This window comes from Oceanisphaera psychrotolerans (genome assembly GCF_001870485.1).
Lineage (GTDB): Bacteria > Pseudomonadota > Gammaproteobacteria > Enterobacterales > Aeromonadaceae > Oceanimonas > Oceanimonas psychrotolerans.
Genome location: NZ_MDKE01000028.1, coordinates 1 through 17,322, shown reverse-complemented (window position 1 = coordinate 17,322; position 17,322 = coordinate 1). Strand labels below are relative to the sequence as shown.

At 58.3% G+C, this 17,322-nt stretch carries 16 protein-coding genes; 4 read left to right on the top strand and 12 right to left on the bottom strand.

The annotated features are described in order from the left end of the window. Positions 1-5 precede the first annotated feature (5 nt). From BFR47_RS10820 to BFR47_RS10780, 9 genes are all read right to left on the bottom strand, one after another. On the bottom strand, positions 6-722 hold the full coding sequence (locus tag BFR47_RS10820; protein WP_083399103.1) for a DUF1365 domain-containing protein: 717 nt from the start codon (positions 720-722) through the stop codon (positions 6-8). Then, entirely contained in the window at positions 719-1,966 is a 1,248-nt protein-coding gene (locus tag BFR47_RS10815) for an NAD(P)/FAD-dependent oxidoreductase (protein ID WP_071473084.1), read from the bottom strand. Before BFR47_RS10815 ends, BFR47_RS10820 begins: the two co-directional genes overlap by 4 nt. Next, a complete protein-coding gene (locus BFR47_RS10810; protein ID WP_071473083.1) occupies positions 1,963-2,691 on the bottom strand; it encodes an SDR family NAD(P)-dependent oxidoreductase in 729 nt (242 codons plus the stop codon). Before BFR47_RS10810 ends, BFR47_RS10815 begins: the two co-directional genes overlap by 4 nt. Beyond that, positions 2,688-3,110 (bottom strand): nuclear transport factor 2 family protein, encoded by a 423-nt coding sequence (locus BFR47_RS10805; protein WP_071473082.1) that lies wholly within the window; start codon positions 3,108-3,110, stop codon positions 2,688-2,690. Before BFR47_RS10805 ends, BFR47_RS10810 begins: the two co-directional genes overlap by 4 nt. After that, positions 3,107-4,516 carry a deoxyribodipyrimidine photo-lyase gene (phrB, locus tag BFR47_RS10800; protein WP_071473081.1) on the bottom strand — a complete coding sequence of 470 codons (1,410 nt, stop codon included), beginning with the start codon at positions 4,514-4,516 and terminating at the stop codon, positions 3,107-3,109. Before phrB ends, BFR47_RS10805 begins: the two co-directional genes overlap by 4 nt. Then, positions 4,488-5,333 (bottom strand): MerR family transcriptional regulator, encoded by an 846-nt coding sequence (locus tag BFR47_RS10795; RefSeq protein ID WP_071473080.1) that lies wholly within the window; start codon positions 5,331-5,333, stop codon positions 4,488-4,490. Before BFR47_RS10795 ends, phrB begins: the two co-directional genes overlap by 29 nt. Continuing rightward, on the bottom strand, positions 5,323-6,276 hold the full coding sequence (locus BFR47_RS10790; protein WP_071473079.1) for a YbgA family protein: 954 nt from the start codon (positions 6,274-6,276) through the stop codon (positions 5,323-5,325). The genes BFR47_RS10795 and BFR47_RS10790 overlap by 11 nt, the downstream gene beginning before the upstream one ends. A gap of 285 nt (positions 6,277-6,561) precedes the next feature. Beyond that, entirely contained in the window at positions 6,562-6,840 is a 279-nt protein-coding gene (locus BFR47_RS10785) for a YeaC family protein (RefSeq protein ID WP_071473078.1), read from the bottom strand. 99 nt (positions 6,841-6,939) lie between these two features. Beyond that, positions 6,940-8,373, bottom strand: coding sequence for a glyceraldehyde-3-phosphate dehydrogenase (locus BFR47_RS10780; RefSeq protein WP_071473077.1), 1,434 nt, complete (start codon positions 8,371-8,373; stop codon positions 6,940-6,942). 148 nt (positions 8,374-8,521) lie between these two features. Between BFR47_RS10780 and BFR47_RS10775 the strand changes: the two genes are divergently transcribed. The 3 genes from BFR47_RS10775 to trhP all read left to right on the top strand — a co-directional run bounded on the left by BFR47_RS10775 (position 8,522) and on the right by trhP (position 12,116). Further along, positions 8,522-9,316: a DUF2989 domain-containing protein gene (locus BFR47_RS10775; protein ID WP_071473076.1), complete on the top strand. Its 795-nt coding sequence runs from the start codon at positions 8,522-8,524 to the stop codon at positions 9,314-9,316. 236 nt (positions 9,317-9,552) lie between these two features. Then, positions 9,553-10,548 (top strand): glyceraldehyde-3-phosphate dehydrogenase, encoded by a 996-nt coding sequence (gene gapA, locus BFR47_RS10770; protein WP_071473075.1) that lies wholly within the window; start codon positions 9,553-9,555, stop codon positions 10,546-10,548. 149 nt (positions 10,549-10,697) lie between these two features. Continuing rightward, positions 10,698-12,116 carry a prephenate-dependent tRNA uridine(34) hydroxylase TrhP gene (trhP, locus tag BFR47_RS10765; RefSeq protein ID WP_071473074.1) on the top strand — a complete coding sequence of 473 codons (1,419 nt, stop codon included), beginning with the start codon at positions 10,698-10,700 and terminating at the stop codon, positions 12,114-12,116. A 144-nt stretch (positions 12,117-12,260) separates the two neighbouring features. On the opposite strand, the gene BFR47_RS10760 is transcribed toward trhP, so the two are convergent. The 3 genes from BFR47_RS10760 to BFR47_RS10750 are packed head-to-tail and all read right to left on the bottom strand — an operon-like array spanning position 12,261 to position 15,950. Next, a complete protein-coding gene (locus tag BFR47_RS10760) occupies positions 12,261-13,367 on the bottom strand; it encodes a mandelate racemase/muconate lactonizing enzyme family protein (protein ID WP_071473073.1) in 1,107 nt (368 codons plus the stop codon). 13 nt (positions 13,368-13,380) lie between these two features. Continuing rightward, positions 13,381-14,778, bottom strand: a complete 1,398-nt coding sequence (locus tag BFR47_RS10755; protein ID WP_071473072.1) for a YfcC family protein — start codon at positions 14,776-14,778, stop codon at positions 13,381-13,383. Between the two features lie 14 nt (positions 14,779-14,792). Then, a complete protein-coding gene (locus BFR47_RS10750) occupies positions 14,793-15,950 on the bottom strand; it encodes a M20 metallopeptidase family protein (RefSeq protein WP_071473071.1) in 1,158 nt (385 codons plus the stop codon). Between the two features lie 237 nt (positions 15,951-16,187). Between BFR47_RS10750 and BFR47_RS10745 the strand changes: the two genes are divergently transcribed. Further along, on the top strand, positions 16,188-17,144 hold the full coding sequence (locus tag BFR47_RS10745; protein WP_083399102.1) for a LysR family transcriptional regulator: 957 nt from the start codon (positions 16,188-16,190) through the stop codon (positions 17,142-17,144). The last annotated feature ends 178 nt before the right edge of the window (positions 17,145-17,322 follow it).

Sequence of the window (17,322 nt, the reverse complement as noted above, 5' to 3'; positions counted from 1 at the left end):
TTCCTTCAGGGATGTGAATGATAGGGAACGCGTTTCAAAAACAGCCGCAGTGCCTGCCAGTAGATGCCACGCACTATGGTCAGTGTCATCATCGGCCACTGCAGCAGGGCGGCTTTCAGCACGGTCCGGTCAAAGGGGTGCCGCTGCAGGCTGAGGGTGGCATCAAACAGCAGCGCCGGATCCCGGTTTTCGATATGCACCAGAGCCCGCCGCGCCGGCGGTTTGATGCGCCAGTGGTAGCGCATATTCATGCCCATGAAAGGGGAAACATGAAACGCCTTATCCGTCGGAGTGGCCTGTTCAAGGTTCACCAGATAACAATGACGCTCATTCCACGGCGTGTTATGCACCTCCATCAGCGCATAACGGGCCTGCTCGCCCCGATAACAAAAAAACACGTTAATCGGGCTGAAATACAGGCCGAAGCAGCGCACCTGTCCCAGCATCAGCACCCGGTCCAGCCCGCCGGTGTCGCCACCCAGCCGCCCGACCTCGTCCAGCACTGCCGTCTTCAACGGCAGCGCAGGATCGCCCAGGTAGTCCCGGCGGCAAAAACTCAAGGGGGCAAAGCGTTCGCAGGCGAAGAGCCGGCTGCGAGCGGCCAGCTGTTCCAGCTCGTCCAGATCCAGCGCCAGCATGTAGAGGCCGTAACTGAAGCCGTGTTCGCGGGGAACATAACGGCGGTGGCGAACCTGGCCCTGATAGATGGCGCTGTAACTCATAGGCTCACCCCGAAACGGGCACATACATCGAGTGCGCTCCTGACGCCGTCTTCATGAAAGCCGTTATACCAGTAGGCGCCGCAGAAGTGAGTATGTTGCCGGCCACAGATCTCGAGGCGCCGAGCCTGGGCCTTGATCGCCTCCCGGTTATACACCGGATGGGCATAGGTGAAACGACGCAGTATCTTGTCGGTGGCGATGGCCTGACTGCGATTGAGGGTGACACAGAAGGTCTCTTTTGCGTCGAGGCCCTGCAGAATATTCATGTTATAGGTCACCGCCGGCAGGGCATCTTCGCCTCCGTCCAGCCAGTAATTCCAGCTGGCCCAGGCGCGGGGCTCCCGCGGCAGCAGCCCGGTGTCGGTATGCAATACCACTTCGTTATCGCGATAGGGCAGCCCGCCCAGCACCTGCCGCTCGGCCTCGGTGGCATCAGCCAGCAATCTCAGCGCCTGATCCGAATGGCAGGCCAGGATCACCTCGTCGAACTGCTCGACACCGACGGATGTTTCGATGTTCACGCCGGTCTGATGTCGACGAACGGACAGCACCGGGGTGCTGAGACGAATATCCCCGATTGGAGCGGTAAGGGCCGGAATATAACTGCGCGAACCACCTTGCACCACATACCACTGCGGTCTGTCCACCAGATTGAGCAGGCCGTGATGGTTGAAAAAGCGCAGGAAGAAGGCCAGCGGAAAATCCCGGCTGTCGGCCAGCGACGACGACCAGATGGCCGCCACCATCGGCAGGATATAGTGGCCGGCAAAGAAGTCGGAAAATCCGTATCGGTCGAGAAAAGCGCCCAGGGTCTCATGCTCGCTTAACTCCCCGCCCCTGATGATTTTCTTGCACAACAGATTGAAGCGCACAATCTCGGCGAGAAAACCGTAGAAACGCGGACTCAGCAGATTGGCGCGCTGGGCAAACATGGAACCCAGGGTATGGCCGTTATACTCCAGCCCGGTCCGGGCCTGATGCACGCTGAAGCTCATCTGGGTGACCCGGGCCTCGATGCCGATACGGGCCAGCAGCCGCCGGAAGTTCGGATAGGTGCGGTCGTTGAACACGATGAAACCGGTGTCGACCGCATGCTGTTTTCCGCCCACCATTACATCGACGGTGGCGGTGTGGCCGCCGAGATAATCGTTGGCTTCAAACAGGGTGATCTGGTGCTGGTCGCTCAGCAGCCAGGCGCTGGTCAGGCCGGAAATACCGCTGCCAATTACGGCAATTCTGCTCATTTTTCACCCCTTACCGTGCGCTTCGCCAGCCAGGCCCAGAGCCGGTGGGGCAGCCAGGAAAGCAGACGCAACACCGAGATGAAGCCAAAGGGAAAACTGATCTCGGACTTGCCCCGGGCCAGCCCCTGGCGAATGGCTTGGCTGGCCTGCTCCGGTGACACCCGCCCGGGCATGGGGAAGTCGTTTCTGCGGGTCAGCGGCGTGTCGACAAAACCGGGCCGGATCAGACTTACCCCGATATGATGTGGCGCCAGATCGATCCCCAGGGTACGCACCAGATAATCCAGCCCGGCTTTGGAGGCGCCATAGGCTTCTGCCCGGGTCAGTGGCAGAAAGGTCACCGAAGAGCTGACCACCGCCACACGCCCGCCGTGCTTGATGCGCGGGAGCAACGCCGACAGACAGTTGGCGGTGCCGAGCAGGTTGGCGTTGACCACCCGGGCAAAGAGCGCGGCATCAAACTGGCGGGCATCGTCGATATATTCACAATTACCCGCATTGAGGATCACCAAATCCAGGGGCGCCAGCCCGCTCAACGCCTGCTTGGTCTGTTCGGGTTGTTGCATGTCGAATTCGCACAATTCGCATTCGATGCCCGCCAGCGCCTGCTCCAGCTTCTCCCGGTTGCGACCACAGGCCACCAGTTGCCAGCCCTCACGGTGATAGTCTCGTGCCAGCTGCAGCCCGATGCCCGAGCTGGCGCCGGTAATCAATACCCGTTTCATTGGCCAAGCCTCCGTTTCAATCCCCGGATCACGCCACCCAGCAGCGGCAACTGCTCATACAGCATGGCGCCCATGTCGAAGTAATCTTTGTGTTCATGCACCTGCCCGGCAAAGCGCAGATGACTGACGCCGGGCACGCTGACTTCCCTGCCGCCATTAAGCCGGGGATGGGCAAACGTCATTTGCCAGCGCACAAAGGCCTCACCGTCCTGCTCCATCACCTGCTCGATCTCGAAGCGGCAGCTCGTCACCCGGGCAAAGAGGCCCTCGAAATACGACAACAACGCCGCTATGCCCTGAATGTGGTGGGCCGGATCGCTGAAGCAGATGTCGGGGGCATAGATCTCGCGCAGCACCTGCAGGTTATTCCCCGACAGACGCTGGTATTCGCGGCAGAACACCGTCAGCGCCGGGCTCATACCGTCTCCCGGTCTTTCAGGGCATCGAACATGGCGATGGCATGAAGCCGGGCCCGACCATGATCGACAATCGGTTTGGCATAACCATGGCCCGGGCTGTGGTTATCCAGCCAGTCGTGAGGTGAGTGAATCACCCGGGCCGGCACCTCGGCCAGCTCCGGCAGCCAGCACCGCAAGAAGTCGCCCTCCGCATCGAAACGCTCACCCTGGGTGGTCGGGTTGAACACCCGAAAATAGGGGGCGGCATCGGCGCCGGTGCCGGCGGCCCATTGCCAGCCACCGTTGTTGGCCGCCAGCTCACCGTCGATAAGGCGTGACATGAAATAGCGTTCGCCCCGGCGCCAGTCGATATGCAGATCCTTGGTCAGAAAGCTGGCCACGATCATCCGCAGCCGGTTGTGCATCCAGCCGGTCTGGTTCAGGCAACGCATGGCCGCATCGACGATGGGATAGCCGGTGTGACCTTCGCACCAGGCCCGGAAGCCTTCATCGTCCCGGCTCCACTGCAACGCCTCGGTTTCCGGCCTGAAGGCGCGATCCATCGACAGGCGTGGAAAGGCCACCAGCAGATGCCGATAGAATTCCCGCCAGATCAGCTCATTCAGCCAGACGAAGCCCGGTTCACCCCGGCTGAACGGCAACTGCCCCAGCTCGGATTCCATGGCCGACAGACACTGGTTGGGAGACAGGACGCCAAGTGCCAGATAAGGCGACAGGCTGCTGGTGCCGTCCTGAGCCGGATAATCCCGGCGCTCGCCATACTCCCGCAGCGACCGCTGGCAGAATTGACTCAGTCGCTGGGCGGCGTCCGCTTCTCCTGCCGGCCAGTCGTCACTGGAGACTCGCTCGCCACTCAGGCTCAGGGGCTCGCTGGACAGCGCCTCGGCCTGAGCCGCGGGCACCGGCAGCAAGCGATAACCACCGGCTCGCAGCTTGGCCAGCCAAGTCTTGGAAAAGGGGGTAAACACCTTGTACATGTCACCGCTGCGGGTGGTGAGGCTGCCGTGATCGAGCACGCAATCGCCGTTATACACCCGGCAGGGAATCGAAAGCCGCCGTTGCAGCTCCTTGTCGCGCCGGCGTTCGTCGATGCCGATTTCCCGGTTGGCATAGAGCGCATCGAAGTGACGCCCTTCCAGCCACCGGACCAGCAGGTCGGGCGTCTCGGAAAAGGTGTCGGCTGTCAGCACCGTCAGCGGTATGCCCAGGCCAGCCAGCTGCTCGTTCAGCGCCTGCAGATTACGGGACAGAAAGTCACGCTGCATGGCCGATTTGCCATGCTCTTGCCACTGGCCCGGGCAGTCGACATACACCGCCTCCACCTCGGCGTCGTCGGCGGCGGCTTCATACAGGGCGGGATTATCCGCCACCCGCAGATCAGTTCTGAACCAGACTAAATGACGCATCATGCTCCCTCGTTATGTCGCTCACATTGGTCGAAAAAGGCCGGTTCAGCCAACCTTGCTGCCGGTAGAGGTTGCCCAGCTCGCCGATAAAGAAACAGTGTGCCGGCAAGGCGGCATCCATCTCGCTGAACCAGCCCTGGCTCAGGCCAGCCCCCAGTATCACCACCAGGGCATCGTATTTGAGTCTTCCTTCTGCCAGCGGTAATGTCAGCGGGTCGAGCACGCCCAGATCCAGGCTGCGGCATTCCAGCCCCTGCAGCTCGAACTGGGTCAACACCGCCTGCTGTTCCCGTACCTGCCCCACCCGGGCCACGGCGATCACCGGGCCGGTCTTGATGGTCAGCAGCTGGTGCAGCAGCCGCTTGAGCAAGGCCCGGGCACTTTGTTCGATTAACTGTGCATCCGGCCGCTGCAACCGGGCCAGGGCCAGTAACCAGGGCTCGATGACCCGGCGCAATACCAGCTCGGCCGGATAGAGGCTGGTCAGCTCCAGCAATTCGGCCTCCAGCCGGCCAGCATTAAGCTGCTGCGCGGCCGTCATCAGCCGGTCCCCGGCCTGCTCCCAGTTGGAGCCACTGGCCACCGGTGCCGGCTCGGCCAGCAGCCCCTTCACCTGACCGATACTGACCCCCTGATCCAGCCAATGCAGGATCCGGCGGATCAGGGCGATGTCATCGTCGGAATACAACCGATGGCCTTTTTCGGTACGGGCCGGCTTCAGCAGGCCATAACGACGCTGCCAGGCCCGCAGGGTGACCGGGTTGATACCGGTCAGCCGGGAAACGTCCCGGATCGGGTACAGAGGTTCAGATGCCATAACGCAGTCGCAATGCCTCCGGGTGGGGATTCAGATACACCTGCTGATGCAGATAGTCGTTGGGGTGCTCTTCCAGGTAGTGACGCAGCAGTGTTATGGGCGCCAGCAGGGGCAGTATGCCCTGCCGATACTGATGAATGGTGCGGGCCAGCTCCTGGCGCTGACGGGAAGTGAGCTGCTGCTTGAAATAACCCTGCAGGTGTTGCAGCACATTGGTGTGATTGTTACGACTGGCTTTGTTTCCCAGCGCCTGCATCATGCCGCTGATATAGGCATCGGCTTTTTGCTCTACGTCACATGACAGGTCGGACAACAGCTTGCCAAGCCTCAGGTAGCTGTCACGATGATGTGCCATCAACAGATATTTGTAACGGCTGTGAAAGGCAATCAACCGGGCGGCGGTGAGTCCCTGGTGCATCAGACACTGCCAGTCATGCAGGGCATAGACCCGGGTCACGAAATTTTCCCGCAGCACCGCATCGTTGAGTCGACCGTCCTCTTCCAGCGGCAGCAGGGGCAGCGCCCGCATCAGCTCGGCGGTATAAATGCCGGTGCCTTCCTTGGCATTACCCTTGCCGCTTTCATGGTAGACCCGCACCCGCTCCATGCCGCAGCTGGGGGATTTGGCACAGAGAATATAGCCACTCAGGCCTTCGAAGCCCGCCGCCATCTGCCGGCCATAGTCACGCAGCGCGGCGGTCACGTCTTCCCCCTTCGCCGTCTGCGCCAGCAGGCTGCCTTCATGGTTGATCAGCCGGATGCTGGGGCGAGGCGTGCCCAGGCCGATGGCCATTTCCGGGCACACCGGCACAAACTCCACGAAGCGAGCCAGTTGCTCGGTACAAAAATCGGAACGTTTGTGGCCACCGTCGAAGCGCACCTGTTGTCCGGTCAGGCAGCCACTGATACCGACGCGGATCACAGCCGGGTCAAACTTGTACATACCATACCCTCTTGTACAATTATTCCTTATAACATAGTCGTTGTTGTACAATTAGATCAAGTTTGTACAAGAAAAATTTCAAAGGGATTGGGGATTGGGGATTGGGGATTGCACGGTGCAACCGTTATGGACTCCGGGTCAAGCCCGGAGTGACGAATGATGCCGTCATTCCGGCCCTCGAGCCGGAATCCATTTTACAGACGGGCATGTTCTTCTGGCACAACAATCAGTAACAGGCTCCGCCACATACGGCTAACAGCTGACCGCTTAAAGCTTCATACGGGCTCAGTTCAGTTTCTGGCGGGTGATCTCGGCTTCATCACGAAACTGGCGACGCAACTCCGACTTGCTCTTCATCACCAGCTCGCCCCCCTTGCCGATGGTCATGTGCTCGGGGTTGTCGTTGTGCATCGCCTGCCAGGCCAGCACCGCCTGCATGCTGCTTTCCTTCTGTGCGGGAGTCAGCACGGCACCATCCGGCCATTTACCGAGTTCGACGGCGGTTTTCAGCCGCTGGTAAACGTCTTCGGGCATATTGGCGATGGCTTGCTGAAAAGATGACATGGCATTTCCTCCTCTAGTGGCGGCAATGAGGCTACCACCACAAACATAAAAGGGGTAGCCCACGGCCACCCCTTGTCACTGGTTACGGCGCTATCCGCCTCAGACGGCAGGCAGATCCATCAGTTCGATGCCGGCCATTTTCTGCATCACCCGCACCACCTGGCAGCTGTAACCGAACTCGTTGTCGTACCAGACGTAGAGTACGGCTCTGTCACCTTCGACAATGGTCGCCAGAGAATCGACGATACCCGCGAAACGAGAGCCGACCATATCGGTGGATACCAGCTCGCTGCTGGTGCTGAAGTCAATCTGGTTATGCAGCGGTGAATCCAGCGATGCCTTGAGCAGATATTCGTTCAGCTCTTCTACCGTGGTGGCCTTGTTCAGATTCAGGTTAATGACCGCCATGGAGACGTTGGGCGTCGGAACCCGAATGGCGTTACCGGTCAGCTTGCCTTTCAGCTCGGGCAGGGCCTTGGCCACGGCAGAAGCGGCACCCGTGCTGGTCAGCACCATGTTCAGCGCGGCACTGCGGCCACGACGATCACCCTGATGGAAGTTATCGATCAGGTTCTGGTCGTTGGTGTACGAGTGTACGGTTTCCACATGACCGTTTTTCACGCCATAGGCATCGTTGACCGCCTTCAACACCGGGGTAATGGCGTTGGTGGTACAGGAAGCGGCCGACATGATGCGGTCTTCCGGCAGAATCATGTTGTCGTTGACACCGAACACGATGTTCTTGATGTCGCCTTTGCCCGGCGCCGTCAGCAGCACCTTGGCGGCCCCCTTGGACTTGAGGTGCAGACCCAGGCCTGCTTCGTCACGCCATTTACCGGTGTTGTCGACCACCAGCGCATCATGGATGCCGTACTGGGTATAGTCGATCTCTTCCGGGCTATTGGCGTAGATCACCTGAATATAGGTACCGTTGGCGATAATGGCATGGTTTTCGGCATCCACTTCGATGGAACCGTTGAAACGACCGTGTACGGAGTCGCGACGCAGCAGACTGGCGCGCTTTTCCAGATCGTCGCCATTGCCGCGCACCACGATGCCACGCAGGCGCAGACCATTATTGCCACCGGCACGCTCGATCAGCAGACGCGCCAGCAAACGACCGATACGACCGAAGCCGTACAGCACGACATCGGTAGGTTGGCTGCTGTGATCGGTGTTCAGGGCAGGAGCCAGTTCACGGCGCAGGTAATCGGCCAGACCGGACTCGTCCTGGTGCTCTTGCCAGTAATGTACTGCCAGCTTGCCCAGATCGATGCTGGCCGGGGCCAGATCCAGCTCGCTCATCGCCTTCAACACCGGGTAGCTCTGGCTGACCGGCAGTTGCTGACTTTCGTGGCGACGCACCACACGGTGAGCCTTGAGAATGTCAATGGTAGAGGCATTCAGCAGGGGGCGTGCATAAACGCAGGTTTCCACTCCCTGTTCGCGGTACAGTTTGCCGATAAGGGGCTGCATGGACTCTGCCAGTTCCTGGCTCTGCTGCCAGGCGGACAAGTAACTCTCGTGGGTCATCGACCAGATCCTTTTGTTTCAGGTAACCGTCATTAACATTGATGGCGGGTTATTAAAAACATGCCGCATCAGCTCTATTTTAAGCGCGCCTATTTTAGTGGATAGGGGGTATGATTACCAGACTAAGGACTGGTCGAGCAGGCTCCATATGAATACAAAAAGTGCCTTTTTAATACTGATGACTCCCCTCTTTTTGGCAGCTTGTGAGCAAGATCGCATCCAAACCATCTGCGAAACAACGCCACACTTCTGCGTCGACCTGCATGAAGACAGCTGGTGCAAATTCGAACGTTCGAACCTTATCAGGGCGCGACGGCAGCAAGCCAGCTCACCGGATGATGCCAGCGACTATCAGCTGATGGTCAGCCTGAAGCGTTATCACGACTGCCTGGATCCCCTGCTGGACATCGAATACACCAAACGCAAGGAGCGGAAGAACGACAAGCTGGAAGCCATCCTCAAGGCCAGAAACGCATTGGCACAACTGGAGCAACAGAGCCTGAATTCCGATTACCCGGAGCTGCTGCTCTGGCACTGGCAGCATCACGGCAACCTCAGCGCCAGAGCCCGCTTCATCAAACTGGCCGACCGGCCGGAAATGCTAAAGCCGGAGCTGCAGAAAGCCCTGGCAGCTTTACTCACCCTGCGCGACAGCGCGGCGGCGGAGCAGGCTCTGCACCGGGCGCTCAGCCTTTACGAGGCCGATGCCACCATAGATACCGACATTATCGCCAACCTGATCGGCCTCTACGTTCGTGAACAACGCTATCGCGAGGTGTGGATCTGGTCTCGCGTACTGGCCAAGCTGAATCCGGACAACCGGGTCGACCTGACCCGCATGAATGTCTATGCCCGCTTCGACAACATCCAGCAGCAGCAGATGCAGCAGCGCGTCGATACCATCATCGATCTTCTGCAAGAAGGCACCTACAACCGGAGCTGACACTGCCAATCAGCTTCTATACTCAGCAGACAGCCTGGCAAGGTGCCCGCCGCCGGTAACATGTGGGTAATCCCAAGGTTCAATCATCCAAAAACACGAAATAAAATTTCAAAATAAGGCATTAAAAAACGAAAAAAACCTTTATTAGATTGACTGATTCGATTTTTTTTGTAATTTTAGCAACATAAAATTTCATTAAAATTACACTTTAACCATTCAGGAGCTAGGTGAATCTTATGACAATCAAGGTTGGTATTAACGGTTTTGGCCGTATCGGTCGTTTCGTCTTCCGTGCCGCGTTTGAACGCAATGATGTAGAAATCGTTGCCATCAACGATCTGCTCGACGCAGACTACATGGCCTATATGCTGAAATACGACTCCACCCATGGCCGCTTCAAGGGCACCGTCGACGTCAAGGACGGTCAGCTTATCGTCAATGGCAAGACCATCCGCGTTACCGCCGAGCGTGATCCGGCCAACCTGAAGTGGGATGAAGTGGGTGTCGACGTGGTAGCAGAAGCCACCGGTCTGTTCCTGACCGACGACACCGCCCGCAAGCACATCCAGGCCGGTGCCAAGAAAGTCGTACTGACCGGTCCGTCCAAGGACGACACCCCCATGTTCGTCATGGGCGTCAACCACGACAAGTATGACAACCAGGACATCGTCTCCAACGCCTCCTGCACCACCAACTGCCTGGCGCCCCTGGCCAAGGTTATCAACGACAACTTCGGCATTGTCGAAGGCCTGATGACCACAGTACACGCCACTACCGCCACCCAGAAAACCGTTGACGGTCCTTCCGCCAAAGACTGGCGCGGTGGCCGTGGTGCCGCTCAGAACATCATTCCTTCTTCCACCGGTGCCGCCAAGGCCGTGGGCAAGGTAATTCCCGAGCTGAACGGCAAACTGACCGGCATGGCCTTCCGGGTACCGACGCCGGATGTGTCTGTAGTGGATTTGACTGTGCGTCTGGAAAAGGCCGCCAGCTACGAAGAAATCTGCGCCACCATCAAGGCTGCTGCCGAAGGCGAGCTGAAAGGCATCCTGGACTACACCGATGACGAAGTGGTTTCCAACGATTTCATCGGTGAAACCTGCACCTCGGTATTTGATGCCAAGGCCGGTATCGCCCTGAACGACAACTTCGTCAAGCTGGTGTCCTGGTACGACAACGAAATCGGTTACTCCAACAAGGTACTGGATCTGATCACTCATATCTCCAAGTAACCTTCGACCGTAGTCATCGTGACCACAAAAGCCGGGCTTGAAGCCCGGCTTTTTGTCTCTGCTCGATATCAAGCGCCCGAGGGCGTAAAATAGCACTCCCGGTCGCCATCTGGTGGTGGCCTGCTGACCTGATATCAGACGAGAATGACATGTTGACCACTGAACCGTTCAAACCCGAATTGCTCTCCCCCGCCGGCACCCTCAAGAATATGCGTTATGCCTTCGCCTATGGCGCCGATGCGGTCTACGCCGGCCAGCCTCGTTATTCGCTGCGGGTACGCAACAACGAATTCAATCACGAAAACCTCAAGATTGGCATCGACGAAGCCCATGCGCTCGGCAAGAAATTCTATGTGGTGGTCAACATTCAGCCCCACAACGCCAAACTGAAAACCTTTCTGCGCGACATGAAGCCGGTAGTGGAAATGGGCCCGGATGCCCTGATCATGTCTGATCCCGGACTCATCATGCTGGTGCGCGAGCACTTTCCCGAAATGCCCATTCACCTTTCGGTGCAGGCCAACGCCGTCAACTGGGCCTCGGTCAAGTTCTGGCAGGACTACGGCATCGAACGGGTGATACTGTCGCGCGAGCTGTCGCTGGAAGAGATCGAGGAAATTCGCACCAACTGCCCGGATGTCGAGCTGGAAGTGTTTGTTCACGGCGCCCTGTGTATGGCCTATTCCGGACGTTGCCTGCTGTCCGGCTACATCAACAAGCGCGATCCCAACCAGGGTACCTGTACCAACGCCTGCCGCTGGGAATACAAGGTGCACGACGCCAAGGAAGATGATGCCGGCCAGATAGTGCACAAGCAGGAGCCCATCCTGGTGCAGCCGGTAGAGCAAGTGCAACAGGTCGAGCCCACCCTCGGCGCCGGCGCTCCCTACGATCAGCCGGTGCTGCTGGAAGAAAGCAATCGCCCCGGCGAATACATGGCCGCTTACGAAGACGAGCACGGCACCTACATCATGAACTCCAAGGATCTGCGCGCAGTGCAGTATGTGGAGCGACTGACTCAGATGGGCGTACACTCGCTGAAAATTGAAGGCCGTACCAAGTCGTTCTATTACGTGGCGCGCACCGCTCAGGTTTATCGCAAGGCCATCGACGATGCGGTGGCGGGCAAGCCCTTCGACGCCACCCTGATGAATACCCTGGAAAACCTGGCCCACCGTGGCTATACCGAGGGTTTTCTCAAGCGCCATGCCCACGGCGACTACCAGAATTACGAGACCGGTTATTCAGTTTCGACCAGCCAGCAGTTTGTGGGCGAAATCACCGGCCGCGATGGCGACTGGGTAGAAGTGTCGGTGAAAAACAAGTTTCTGCTCGGCGACCAGCTGGAACTGATGACGCCCAACGGCAACCTGACCTTCACTCTGGATCAACTGAAAAACCGCAAAGGTGAAACCATCGAGGTCGCGCCCGGCAGCGGCCATGTGGTCTGGCTGCCGCTGCCCGAGTCGGTGGACGCCGGCTTCGGCATCCTGCTGCGCCACCTGGGCGAGCAGCAAGACAGCCGTCAGCCGTCAGCCGTCAGCCGTCAGCCGTCAGCCCCATGCTAAACCGCTGACAGCCTGATTATCGTCAGGAAGAGCGAAAACAAAAAAGCCGGGAATTATCCCGGCTTTTTTGTTGCGATATGATCTGGGTGTCGCGTCTGTGTATTGAGGAATTATCTTATAAACAATGATTCTCTTTTCATGTACTCAGTCGATTCTATCTTCAAAGGTACTGAGTGCCCTGACTCTGTCCTCGTCGATCCAGATGCCAAGCCCGGGGGCATCGGACAACTCGATATGGGTCTCATTGCCGGGCATGTCGGCAACATCACGAGCAATCATGGCCGGTCCCACCATGTCGTTAGCCACTATGTTGCAATGGGCCACCGCCAGGTGCGCGCCCGCTAGGGTAGCCACCGATGACTCCACCATGGAACCTACCTGGCAGGAAATATCGGCGGCGAGACCGATCTCTGCCATGGCGCGGGCGGCGTGCAATCCCCCGGACTTCATCAGTTTGATATTGACCATGTCCGCCGCCTGGCGGCGAACCACCTCGAGCATGTCGCGCACGCCGTGGATGGGCTCGTCGGCCATGATAACCGCCTCGGTGGCCTGAGTTACTCGGGCCAGTGCATCCAGATTCTCGATGGAGACCGGTTGCTCGAACCACTCCACCTGATAGGGCGCAGCCTGACGGATAACCTGCAGAGCCTGCTTGGCACTCCAGCCCTGGTTGGCATCTACCCGCAGCGCCACGCCCGGCGCCATCGCCTCCCGGACGCGAGCGATGCGTTCGACATCCAGCGCCGGGGCATCACCGAGTTTGATCTTGACTGATGTATAACCACGCTCACAGGCTTCCCGCGCCTGGCGCGCCATCTCCTCCGGTGCCAGCATGCTGATCACGCAAGGCAGTTCGAGACGGGCATGGTAGCGTCCCCCGAGCAGGCTGTAGAGTGGCACCTTACAGTGCCTGGCCAGCAGGTCGTGCAGGGCAATATCCAGAGCGGCCTTGGCGGAAGGGTTATGGCGGATACGTGCCTCGGCCATGCTGTGGAAGGTGCCAATACTGTCGATTGGGCGCCCGATCAGTAGCGGCGCCAATTCTCCGGTGATGATCTGTCGAGCTGCCTGCCAAGTCTCTCCCGAGACGTGCTGGTCGACAACCGCTTCCCCCCAGCCCACTTCTCCCGAAGTCGACTCGACCCTGACCAGGATACTTTCGATATCTTCATAGGTATCGTAGGCAATCTTAAATGGCTGTTTGAGTGGCAAACGAATGCCATAGACGGTGATCTGTTTAATCTGCATAGGAAAACGTCCTTCAAGACCAGGAAATATAATAGGCAAGGGTAACCATGCCGGCGGCCAGCATCAGCTGTATCAGGAACAATGGCAGAATCCACTTGATCCATTTGCTCCAGGAAACACCGGCCACCGACAGTCCCGCCATAAAGTAGCCGGAGGTGGGGGTGATGATGTTGGTGATGCCGTCGCCCAACTGAAAGGCAAGCACCGCGGTCTGGCGAGTAACGCCCACGAGATCGGCAAGCGGCACCATCAGCGGCATGGTCAGGGCGGCCTGGCCACTGCCGGAGGGGACCAGGCAGTTAAGCAGCATCTGTACCAGAAACATACCGACGGCCGTGAACACGGGTGGCATGCCGCCAATCAGCTGTTCGAGATGATATAGAATGGTATCGAGGATGCTGCCGTTCTTGAGCACGATCAGGATACCGAAGGCGAAACCGACCACCAGGGCCCCCATGGCGATGTCCTTTAGTCCATTCACAAACTGTTCGGCGATCTCGTTGGGGCTCATGCGGGCAAAGGCCCCGACCATTATGCTCATCAGCAGGAACACGCCGGACATTTCGCCGATATACCAGCCATGACGGATGACGCCATAGGCGATTAGCAGGATGGAACCGGCGAAGGCCGACAGGATCAAGCGGTCGGAATGACTCAGGGGGCTTTCGTCGAGCACATCCTGACCTCCTGCTACTCCAGACACGGGAGTCGATTTCACCCTGGCGGCATAGTAGGTCACGAAAGCGATGCTCACGCCGACAAACACCAGCCAGTAAACAACCCGCAGGCCCATGCCCGAAAACATCGGCAACTGGGCAATATCCTGGGCCACACCGACGGTAAAGGGATTCATGAACGCCGCGGAGAACCCGGCCCCGGCACCCACCAGCGGAACGGCGGCGGCAACCATGGAGTTATAACCCAGCATCCTCATCATCGGTGCCAGTATGATGATGAAGGCGATGGTTTCCTCGGCGAGACCAAAGGTGGCGCCGCCGATGGCAAACAGCAGCATCAACAACGGGATCAGGATGATGTCATGACCCGACAGGCTGCGGCTGATACTGGCCACCAGCTTCTGCAGTACTCCCGTCGCCTTGAGTACCCCAAAGGCGCCCCCGGAAATAAAGATGAAGAAGATGATGCTGCTGCCTTCCTTCATGCCCTCGAAGACCGCGATGAACGGAGTGAGCAAGGTCGCTGGCTGGCCATCGATGGCAGCATAGCTGCCAGGTACCACCACCGTCTTGCCCTGCTCGGAAAGCACTCGCTCATAGCTGCCGGCATCGATCAGATAGGTCATAGCGGCCGCGACACAGATGAAAGTGAACAAGACCACGAAGATATGTGGAAAACCGAGCTGCCGGCGTGGTGCTGCCTCGAACTCGGCAGCTCTTTCTAGATGACTCATATTACCCCCTGAACTCACTGGTTGCTGTCGAGAAAACGTCGAGCAGCATGGGAAAGAAAACGGCTGCCTTTATCCAGAATGTCGTCGTTGAAGTCGTAGTCGGGCTGATGCAACCGTGGGGCCGAGTCACCGCCCCCATTGCCAATCCACGCATAGACGCCAGGTACCTTTTCCAGGAAAGCGCCCATGTCATCGGCGCCCATGCTGATCGGATGATCCACCAGCAGAGACGTGCCCCACAGCTCTTCGACCACGCTGCGCGCGAGGGTAACACAGGCCGGGTCATTGGCCACCGGCGGGGTCGAGTGCCTGTAGTCAATGGCCGGCGCACACCCCGTCGCCAAGCCAATACCTTCCACGATATCGTGGATACGTTGTTCGATATGCCGTCTGACATCGGGCTTAAAACTGCGGGCTGTGCCCTTGATCCTGGCCATGGCCGGAATGATGTTGCTGGCATGACCGCTCTGAAGACTGCCGACACTGACGACTGCGATATCCTCGGGATTGGTATTGCGACTGATGACCTGCTGCAAGGCGGTTACGAACAACCCGGCAGCAAAGACGGGGTCCGTGGTCAGGTGGGGCATGGCGCCATGACCGCCTTCGGAGTTGAACTGCACCTCGAAATCGTCACTTGAGGCCATGTGCGGCCGGTCATGGATCACAAAGTGCCCAGTCTCGACCCCGGGCCAGTTGTGCATGCCAAATATCGCTTCGATGGGAAAGCGCTCCAGCAGTCCATCGTCAAGCATCGCGGGCGCCCCAGTGCCGAGCTCCTCGGCCGGTTGGAAGACAAGTACCACACGACCGGAGGCTGGACGGTTCTGAACCAGCTCAAGGGCAGCACCGACCAGCATCGCCGTATGACCATCATGGCCGCAAGCATGCATGACACCCTGATGGCGGGAACAGTACTCGGTGGTGTTGTCTTCTGCCAACGGCAGGGCATCCATGTCGGCCCTCAGGCCCACGCTGCGACCGGCCGACAAGCCGTTGATGATGCCGACCACGCCGTGGCCGCCGATGCCCTGATACACCTCGTCGACACCGATTTCCCGCAGCATGCCAACCACCCGTTCGGCGGTCTGTTGCTCATGACAGGAGAGCTCGGGAAAACGATGCAGCTCACGCCGAAAGGCAGTCATGCGCTCTATATCACACTCTTTCATTAGATAGATCCCTCTATTGCCCATTACCTGGAACCGGCTTGGTCTTCCGTAACTGACTATCATCCTCCCGGCAAGCAGCACGTCGCCAAGGGGAAAAGTCCATGAAACCACCGTTTGTGCTGTTGCACTCAGCGGCGTTTTTCATCATATTCAATGAGTTAAAGGCCGAAAAATACTTCTTCTCGATGATGCCATGCCTTTTTGATATGCCACAGGCTGTTTGAGCGAAATAACAACATGGATATAAGAAAACTGAGGTACTTTCTGTCAGTCGTCGATGAAGGTTCAATCACTGCGGCGGCAAGAAAAATTCACATTGCCCAGCCGGCATTAACACGGCAAATCCGGCTGCTCGAAGAAGGGCTGGGTACCCGGCTGCTCGATAGAAATCACAAGGGAGTGATATTAACCCGGGCAGGTGAATTCCTGTATGACAATGCCCTGCGCCTGGTGGCCGACGTTGATAATGTTGCCAAGAAGACAAAAGCCATCGCAGAAGGGTATGCCGACAGCCTGTCCATCGGCATCACCACCATTCACCCTTACATTCCCAGCATTTCGGGAGTGATCAGTCGGTTTCGTGCGCAGTATCCGGATATCCGGCTTGCACTCGAGTCCATGTTATCCGGCCCTCAGTCCACGGCCATCGTCCAGGGCAGCATTGATGCCGGCCTGCTGTTCATTGAACCAGACGATGAGCCTCTGCTGGATACCCTGCCCATCGGCACGTTCCGCATGGCGGTGATCATGCGTCGTCACCCCGGTTTCCTGGACAAGGCGCCCACATCGCTGCGCGACTTTGATGGAGCCCCCTACATACGCTTCAAGCGTGATTCGACCCCGGGCAGCTACGATCGTATCGACCGGTATTTTCGTGATGCGGGCGTCACGCCGCATATCGTGCAGGAGTGTCACGATGACATTACCATTCGCGGCCTGGTAGCCACGGGGATGGGCTACGCCATCATGCCGAGCATTCTGGCTGCAGGTGATGATAACCTCATTGCCTACGAACTTGATGATCTCCCCGTTTATTGCCCGCTGATGCTGGCCTGGCGTAAAGGCTGCAAGTCGCCCGAGGTAGACTTGTTATGCCGTGTTGCGATGGATGCAGGCCAGTTAGCGAGTGAAGTAGAAGAACAAGCATCTATATTGCCCAGTCAACAACGAGTTTTGTTATTCAGTAAAAGCTGATTGGCATTGAGGCTACTGCTGCGCCACCTGAACGCTCAGCAGGACAGCCGCCGGCCTCATGCCCAACCACAGACGGCCTGATTGTCTGAACGATAACGAAAAACAAAAAAGCCGGGAATCATCCCTAATGCCGATCAGTTAAGCCAGATCGCTTGACGATCCCGCTCAGAAGATCAAA

What these genes read in the sequence shown, in the direction of transcription:
- BFR47_RS10820 (WP_083399103.1), bottom strand. Translation starts at nt 722, where the DNA reads ATGAGTTACAGCGCCATCTATCAGGGCCAGGTTCGCCACCGCCGTTAT.
- BFR47_RS10815 (WP_071473084.1), bottom strand. Translation starts at nt 1,966, where the DNA reads ATGAGCAGAATTGCCGTAATTGGCAGCGGTATTTCCGGCCTGACCAGC.
- BFR47_RS10810 (WP_071473083.1), bottom strand. Translation starts at nt 2,691, where the DNA reads ATGAAACGGGTATTGATTACCGGCGCCAGCTCGGGCATCGGGCTGCAG.
- BFR47_RS10805 (WP_071473082.1), bottom strand. Translation starts at nt 3,110, where the DNA reads ATGAGCCCGGCGCTGACGGTGTTCTGCCGCGAATACCAGCGTCTGTCG.
- phrB (WP_071473081.1), bottom strand. Translation starts at nt 4,516, where the DNA reads ATGCGTCATTTAGTCTGGTTCAGAACTGATCTGCGGGTGGCGGATAAT.
- BFR47_RS10795 (WP_071473080.1), bottom strand. Translation starts at nt 5,333, where the DNA reads ATGGCATCTGAACCTCTGTACCCGATCCGGGACGTTTCCCGGCTGACC.
- BFR47_RS10790 (WP_071473079.1), bottom strand. Translation starts at nt 6,276, where the DNA reads ATGTACAAGTTTGACCCGGCTGTGATCCGCGTCGGTATCAGTGGCTGC.
- BFR47_RS10785 (WP_071473078.1), bottom strand. Translation starts at nt 6,840, where the DNA reads ATGTCATCTTTTCAGCAAGCCATCGCCAATATGCCCGAAGACGTTTAC.
- BFR47_RS10780 (WP_071473077.1), bottom strand. Translation starts at nt 8,373, where the DNA reads ATGACCCACGAGAGTTACTTGTCCGCCTGGCAGCAGAGCCAGGAACTG.
- BFR47_RS10775 (WP_071473076.1), top strand. Translation starts at nt 8,522, where the DNA reads ATGAATACAAAAAGTGCCTTTTTAATACTGATGACTCCCCTCTTTTTG.
- gapA (WP_071473075.1), top strand. Translation starts at nt 9,553, where the DNA reads ATGACAATCAAGGTTGGTATTAACGGTTTTGGCCGTATCGGTCGTTTC.
- trhP (WP_071473074.1), top strand. Translation starts at nt 10,698, where the DNA reads ATGTTGACCACTGAACCGTTCAAACCCGAATTGCTCTCCCCCGCCGGC.
- BFR47_RS10760 (WP_071473073.1), bottom strand. Translation starts at nt 13,367, where the DNA reads ATGCAGATTAAACAGATCACCGTCTATGGCATTCGTTTGCCACTCAAA.
- BFR47_RS10755 (WP_071473072.1), bottom strand. Translation starts at nt 14,778, where the DNA reads ATGAGTCATCTAGAAAGAGCTGCCGAGTTCGAGGCAGCACCACGCCGG.
- BFR47_RS10750 (WP_071473071.1), bottom strand. Translation starts at nt 15,950, where the DNA reads ATGAAAGAGTGTGATATAGAGCGCATGACTGCCTTTCGGCGTGAGCTG.
- BFR47_RS10745 (WP_083399102.1), top strand. Translation starts at nt 16,188, where the DNA reads ATGGATATAAGAAAACTGAGGTACTTTCTGTCAGTCGTCGATGAAGGT.